Consider the following 7074-nt stretch of genomic DNA (forward strand, 5'->3'; position numbering starts at 1 on the left):
CTGATTTCTCTCCAGTCTATCTTACCGGACGGCTGTGACCATTTTTTAGTCCAATTGTAAAGATTCTATGTTATATGCTGCCGGAGCCGTAGGCGGCTCGTGGGTCAGCTCATAGAGCAGCTGTTCCGCTTCCTGCAACCAGCAGTCGGCGTCCGGCTCGTGCTCCCGCTGCAAAATGGTAAAAGCCTGCTTTGCTTCTGCCGCCAGCGCCAGCGCCTTTTTGCGGGAGGTGTAGCGGGTTTCGTACTGCGCCAGCCGCAGGCAGACCCGGGGCGTGTACTCGATATCCGGCACCGCTGCCGCGCTCTGCCGCGCCCGGCGGTACCACAACAGCGCCTTGCCGTTGTCGCCCCGGGCGGCGCAGTCGTCGCCAAGGTTCAAAAGGGCGATGGTTTCACCGCTTTCGGCAGCAGCTTTCCACAGCTTGCGTGCCTGCGCAGCGCTTTTTGGCACGCCGCGCCCCTGATACAGGCACTCGCCCAGCAGCGAGAGCCCGGCAGAATTTCCCTGCTCAGCGGCTTTCTGGTAGCACTCTGCCGCTGCCGCCCAGTGTCCGGCGCGGGCAGCTTCTTTACCGGCTTCGGCCTCCTCTGCGCCGGGGCCCTCCGGGGTGTGGCCTGCGTGCAGCAGACCGTTGAGCAGCGCACCGTCCAGCGAGGCCGAATTGCTCCACGGGTCCAGCACCACGCCGTCGATGCCCGGGGTGTCCAGCGCCAGCTGCATGGCCTGTTCCAAGGTGCGGTCTGCCATGGGGCGGCTACCGGTACTGCGGTCTGCACCGGCCGCTGCCACCGAGGTGAACAGCGGCAGCCAGCAGCGTCCCTTGTCGTTGCGCAGCGTCCACAAGGCAAGGCCATCGGCCTTTTCCGCCGGGATGGGGTGCTCCATCCACGGGGCAGGCGCACCCTGCGCCGAAAGCGCCGTCTGCAGCGGCACCAGCACATGGGTCTCCAGCTCCAGCGCATAGTTCAACGCGCTCATCAAAGACCAGAAGCTTTCCTCGTTCTGTCCCTTGTACAGCCCCTGCACTGCCTGCTCGATGGCCGGGCAGCCGGTGCCGCGCGGGCTGTACACCGGTGCGGTGCGGCTGCGTTGGCTGCCCACCGGGCGGAAGCGTACCCCGCCGTCTGTTCGTCTTGCCATTGTGTTCACCATACTTCCCTATCAATATCAGTTCTAGTATAACAGGATTTGGCAGCTTGTACAATGCAAAACGCAGCTGCGGCACTGGATTTTCAATATACATCGCGTTATAATAAGGTGTATTTTGACCCCCAAAGGAGGAATTTTCTTGAACCGGATGCTTGGCTACCTGAAGGGCTACAAGCGCGAAAGCGTGCTTGCACCGCTCTTTAAGATGCTGGAAGCCACCTTTGACCTGTTCGTGCCGCTGGTCATGGCCGATATCGTCAATGTGGGCATCGCAGCGCACGATTTTCATTATATTCTGGTGCGGTGCGGCCTTTTGCTGCTGCTGGCTTTTGTCGGCCTTACCTGCAGCCTGACCGCGCAGTATTTTTCCGCCAAGGCGGCGGTGGGCTACTCCACCGCGCTGCGGCACGCCCTGTTTGCCCATATCCAGAGCCTGAGCTTTTCAGAGATGGATACACTGGGCACCAGCACCCTTATCACCCGCATGACCAGCGATGTCAATCAGGTGCAGAGCGGGCTCAACCTGTTTTTGCGTTTGTTCCTGCGCAGCCCCTTTGTGGTGCTGGGTGCCATGGTCATGGCCTTTACGGTCAACGCCCGGGCGGCAATGATCTTTGTGGTCACCATCCCGCTGCTCAGCGTGGTGGTGTTCGGCGTGATGGTGATCACCCGGCCGCTGTATAAGACCGTGCAAACCCGGCTGGACCGGGTGCTGGGCCTGACCCGCGAGAACCTGACCGGCGTGCGCGTGGTGCGCGCCTTTGATAAGGAGCAGAGCGAGATCGACCGCTTTGAGGACGCCAACGCCCTGCTGACCGGGATGCAGCTGCACGTCGGCCACCTTTCGGCTCTGATGAACCCGCTGACCTATGTGCTCATCAACCTTGCCATCGTGGCGCTGCTGTATGTGGGCAGCATTGAGATCAACGTGGGCGGCATGGCGTCCGGCGATGTCATCGCGCTGGTGAACTACATGAACCAGATCCTTGTGGAGCTGGTCAAGCTCGCCAATCTCATCGTACAGATCAGCAAGGCGCTGGCCTGTGCAGGCCGTGTGCAGGCGGTGCTGGATACCAAACCCGGCATGACCTTCCCCGCCGAATTGCTGGGCGAGGTTGCCGCCGACAAGACCGGCGATGCCGTGCGCTTTGACCATGTAGGGCTGACCTACGCCGGCGCAGGCGCACCCAGCCTGACCGACATCAGCTTTACCGCCAAAAAAGGCCAGACCATCGGCGTCATCGGCGGCACCGGCAGCGGCAAATCCAGCCTTGTAAACCTGATCCCGCGCTTTTACGATGCCACCGAGGGCAGCGTGGAGATCTTTGGCCGACCGGTGGCCAGCTACCCCCGGGACGCTTTGCGCGGCAGGGTGGCGGTGGTCATGCAGAAGGCACAGCTCTTCGGCGGCACCATCCGCTCCAACCTTTTGTGGGGCAACAAGGACGCCACCGATGCCGACCTGTGGGCGGCGCTGGAAACGGCGCAGGCAGCGGACTTTGTGCGTGCAAAGCCCCTTGGGCTGGACGAGCCGGTGGAGCAGGGCGGACGCAACCTTTCCGGCGGACAGAAGCAGCGGCTCACCATCGCCCGTGCGCTGGTGGGCAAGCCAGACATTTTGATTTTGGACGACAGCGCCAGCGCACTGGACTACGCCACCGACGCCGCCCTGCGCAAGGCACTGGCGGCGCTGCCCGGGGCACTGACCGTGTTCATCGTCAGCCAGCGTGCCGCCAGCTTGCAGCACGCCGACCAGATCTTAGTATTGGATGACGGCCATCTGGTGGGCATCGGCACCCATAGCGCCCTGCGCAGCAGCTGCCCGGTGTACGAGGAGATCTACGAGAGCCAGTTCAAGAAAGGGGAGGCAGAAGCATGAGTGCAAAGGCAAAAAACAAGCTGACCCCGCAGCAGCGCAAGGCCACCCTGAACCGGGTGCTGCACAAGATCCGTCCGTACAGCGCCTTTGTAGTGTGCAGCCTGCTGGTGGCGGCGGTCAGCGTAGCCGCCCAGCTGTATATCCCCATCCTGTGCGGTGATGCCATTGATAAAATGCTGGGCAAGGGCAATGTGGACCTTGCTGGGGTGCTGCGCATTGCGGTGAGCATTCTGGTGGTGGCTGCCGCAGCCGCCCTTGCACAGTGGCTTTTGAGCGTGTGCAACAACCGCATCACCTTCTCGGTCAGCCGTAACCTGCGCAACGAGGCGCTGCGTAAAATTCAGACCCTGCCGCTGTCCTATCTGGACAGCCATCCCTCCGGCGATATCGTCAGCCGCATGGTGGCAGATGTGGACACCTTTGCGGACGGTCTGCTGATGGGCTTTACTCAGCTGTTCTCCGGTATCCTGACCATTTTTGGCACCCTGCTGTTCATGCTGCGGGAAAACGTGCCCATCACGCTGGTGGTGGTGTGCATCACCCCGCTGAGCCTTGTGGTGGCGGGCTTTCTGGCAAAGCGCAGCTACGGCTACTTCCAGAGCCAGAGCACCGTACGCGGCAAGCAGACCGCGCTGGTCAACGAGATGATCGAAGGCCAGAAGGTGGTGCAGGCCTTTGGCCACGAAGCCGAAAGCCTTGCCGCCTTTGACGAAGTGAACGGACAATTGCAGGAGGTGAGCCTGAAGGCCATCTTCTTCTCCAGCCTGACCAACCCCGCCACCCGCTTTGTGAACAACATCGTGTACGCAGGCGTGGGTCTTGTGGGTGCGCTGTACGCCGTGCGCGGCGGCATCACCATCGGTCAGCTGAGCGTCTTTTTAAGCTACGCCAACCAGTATACAAAGCCCTTCAACGAGATCTCGGGCGTGGTCACCGAGCTGCAAAACGCACTGGCCTGCGCCGCCCGGGTGTTTGAACTGCTGGACGCCGAGGATCAGGTGCCGGAAGCCGAAAACGCCGCCGCCCTGCAGCCGGACGGCCATGTGCAGCTGCAGGATGTGTCCTTCCGCTACCTGCCCGACCGCCCGCTCATCGAGGGGCTTTCGCTGGACGTACAGCCCGGTCAGCGCATCGCCATCGTAGGCCCCACCGGCTGCGGCAAGACCACCCTCATCAACCTGCTCATGCGTTTCTATGATGTGAACAGCGGCAGCATCAAGGTTTCCGGCACCGATATCCGGGATGTGACCCGCGCTTCCCTGCGCGGCAGCTACGGCATGGTATTGCAGGACACTTGGCTGCGCGCCGGTACGGTGCGGGAGAACATCGCCTACGGCAAACCGGACGCCACCATGGACGAGGTGATCGCCGCCGCCAAGGCTGCCCACGCCCACAGCTTTATCCGCCGCCTGCCCGAGGGCTACGACACCGTCATTGCAGAGGACGGCGGCAACATCAGTCAGGGACAAAAGCAGCTGCTCTGCATCGCCCGCGTGATGCTCTGCCTGCCGCCCATGCTGATCCTGGACGAAGCCACCTCCTCCATTGATACCCGCACCGAGGTGCGCATCCAGAAGGCTTTTGCCCGCATGATGCAGGGGCGCACCAGCTTTATTGTGGCGCACCGCCTTTCCACCATCCGGGAAGCAGACGTCATCCTTGTCATGAAGGACGGCCACATCGTGGAGCAGGGCAATCACGACCAGCTGCTGGCACAGGGCGGCTTCTACGCCAAGCTCTACAACAGCCAGTTCGAGGGTGTGCAGACCTGAGTACCCCTCATAACATTAACAAAAAGGAGAGATGCGGCGCATCTCTCCTTTTGTTATCATTTATTCTCCGGTTCCTGCACGATAGGCTCTGCCGGCGGCGGGGTGAGGGTGGAATGCGCCACCACAAAGGCCGCAGCATTTGCCCGGGCAAGGCGCTGGCGCACCTTGCGGCTGTCGTTCGCCGGGAAGGTGCGCTCCCCGTCCAGCTTCTCGTTCCAGTTGGCAAGGGCGGCATTCACCTCGGCTTCGGTGGGCTGCAAGCCCTCCCGCTCAGCCACCAGCATAAGCCCCAGCCAGCTGCGCAGCTTGCGCTCCGCCTGCCGGTGCAGCCACTGCCGGAACTGCTCCACCGTCTGCCCGCGCACGGCTAAGAACCGGTCAAAGTTGATGCCGTTTGCCTGCAGGCTCAGATTGAACTGCCGCTGCTCGGCAAAGTAGTTGCCCGCTTCCAGCCGCTTGGGCACAAAGCCGGTCACCTCATCGCCCAGCTGCCAGACCAGCTCCTTCTCTGCCCTGTCTTTAGCCTGTGCGCAGCGCTTTGCGTAGAGCTCCCGGGTCACCCGGTCGCGCAGCGCAGCCTTGCCTGCGGCATCGGCGGCGCGCTCTTCGTCACCATAATTGCGGTTGATCTCCAGCTCAATGGTCAACCGGCGCAGCGGGTGGGGCTCGATGGCCTGCACAAAGCCGGTATCCCGTCCCAGTTCCAGCGGCGGCAGGGTGTAGAACTGCGCCCCCGCCCGGAAGCCCTCGGCCTTGTTGACCGCCAGCAGCTCAAAATCCGGGTCGGTCACCGGTACAATCTGCTGTTCCTGCACCAGCTGCCGGTAAAGAGGATCAAAGCCCTCCAGAATGGTGCGGTTCACCGCTGCCGTCAGCAGCTCTTCCTCGTCCTGCGGGGCATCCGGGGCAGCCTGCTCCTTTGCCAGTGCAGCGGCCAGCTCCTCAGCGCTTGCCGTGAACACCAACCGGCAGTCCCCCGGCTCAGCCATGCCGAAATGTTCCAGTTTCATACGGTGTCCCTCCTTCTCAGCGGTTCATGATGCCGACCATCAGCACCAGCAGCGCCACACCGATGCCGACGTACAGCAGCTCGGCACCCAGCACAGACTTGTCGCCCTCCACGAACATCTTCTCCGGTGCATCGGGATCGTAGTATAGGGTGACCACGCTGCCCTCGGCAAAGGACTTGCCCTTGGCGGGCTTGGGGTACTGCAGCCGGTGGCTGCCGCCTGCGGTGGTAAACTCCAGCACATAGGCAGCGCCGTCCCGGCTCTGCACCGTGCCGCTTACCGTGGCCTGCACGCAGACGCCCTTGGTGCGCAGCTGCTGCCGCGCACGCACGCTGCGCAGCGCCATGTAAAACATGATCAGTGCACCGACCAGAAAAATAATCACATTCAGCATCGTTTTCCCTCGTTTTTCCGTAATCGCCGGGCGATGCCCGGACGTATAGACAGTACCGCATAATTCTAAGTGCCGATACGGCGCGCGAGGTGCGGCAGATGCTAAGCCAAAAGCGCAGATAATACTTTGTGTATTATCGAGCATTTTGGCAACGCAGATGCCGTGCCGCAGCCGCCGGAACGGTGCTTAAGCCGTCAGGCGGGAATTGTGCGGTGTTGCCTATCGTTTATTGTACCATAATCTGCCCTAAAAAGCGCCCCACAGCCGCTATCCAGAGTGCACCAACTTTACCGCAAAAATTTGTCGAATAATTTTGAAATTAAGCCTTGACATTTCTTTTGTATCTGGTATAATAACTATCGTTCCCGGCGCTGCGGTGCAGGAACACAACAGAATATGCGGATATGGCGGAATTGGCAGACGCGTTAGATTCAGGTTCTAATCGGGGCAACTCGGTGGAGGTTCAAGTCCTCTTATCCGCACCACAACAACAAAATCCGAACTTTTTTCCAATAGGAGAAGGGTTCGGATTTTTTGTGTTCTTTGGAAAGCAGAATGAATCCCTTGCTTCCATCGAAAAACGTCCTAGACCTTATCATAAGAAAGCACGACAGACCACGGTAAGAGTGCCGTAAGGCGGAAAGGACACAAACATGAAGTACGATGAAAGAGCTTGCAAATTCATCATGGACACCGGCTGCGTGGAGTTGCTGCTCCGGGAGGGGAGAATGATCTCCATTGACTGCACTGGGGTCGAGGATGAATTGGACGTGACCATGGCGCAGAGGTTGGAGTTAGATTATCTCATCTACAATGACCCGCTTGGCTATGCAGACTTGATTCTGAACGGCGAACCAGAGGAGTATC

At 60.7% G+C, this 7074-nt stretch carries 6 protein-coding genes and 1 tRNA gene; 4 read left to right on the forward strand and 3 right to left on the reverse strand.

Features of this window, described 5'->3' with window-relative positions:
* Window positions 1–45 precede the first annotated feature (45 nt).
* Window positions 46–1143 carry an SseB family protein gene (locus C4N24_RS09540; RefSeq protein WP_112091216.1) on the reverse strand — a complete coding sequence of 366 codons (1098 nt, stop codon included), beginning with the start codon at window positions 1141–1143 and terminating at the stop codon, window positions 46–48.
* Between the two features lie 148 nt (window positions 1144–1291).
* Between C4N24_RS09540 and C4N24_RS09545 the strand changes: the two genes are divergently transcribed.
* Window positions 1292–3031, forward strand: a complete 1740-nt coding sequence (locus tag C4N24_RS09545) for an ABC transporter ATP-binding protein (RefSeq protein ID WP_347475218.1) — start codon at window positions 1292–1294, stop codon at window positions 3029–3031.
* Entirely contained in the window at window positions 3028–4803 is a 1776-nt protein-coding gene (locus C4N24_RS09550; RefSeq protein ID WP_112091217.1) for an ABC transporter ATP-binding protein, read from the forward strand. The genes C4N24_RS09545 and C4N24_RS09550 overlap by 4 nt, the downstream gene beginning before the upstream one ends.
* A gap of 56 nt (window positions 4804–4859) precedes the next feature.
* On the opposite strand, the gene C4N24_RS09555 is transcribed toward C4N24_RS09550, so the two are convergent.
* Window positions 4860–5813 (reverse strand): FKBP-type peptidylprolyl isomerase, encoded by a 954-nt coding sequence (locus C4N24_RS09555; RefSeq protein WP_112091218.1) that lies wholly within the window; start codon window positions 5811–5813, stop codon window positions 4860–4862.
* 16 nt (window positions 5814–5829) lie between these two features.
* Window positions 5830–6207, reverse strand: a complete 378-nt coding sequence (locus C4N24_RS09560) for a DUF3592 domain-containing protein (protein WP_112091219.1) — start codon at window positions 6205–6207, stop codon at window positions 5830–5832.
* A gap of 398 nt (window positions 6208–6605) precedes the next feature.
* Between C4N24_RS09560 and C4N24_RS09565 the strand changes: the two genes are divergently transcribed.
* Window positions 6606–6692 (forward strand) — tRNA-Leu (locus C4N24_RS09565).
* 168 nt (window positions 6693–6860) lie between these two features.
* The coding region (locus C4N24_RS09570; RefSeq protein ID WP_112091220.1) for a DUF6061 family protein at window positions 6861–7074 on the forward strand (214 nt) is incomplete at its 3' end.

Origin of the sequence: Faecalibacterium prausnitzii (genome assembly GCF_003287405.1) — a bacterium.
GTDB classification, from domain to species: domain Bacteria; phylum Bacillota; class Clostridia; order Oscillospirales; family Ruminococcaceae; genus Faecalibacterium; species Faecalibacterium intestinale.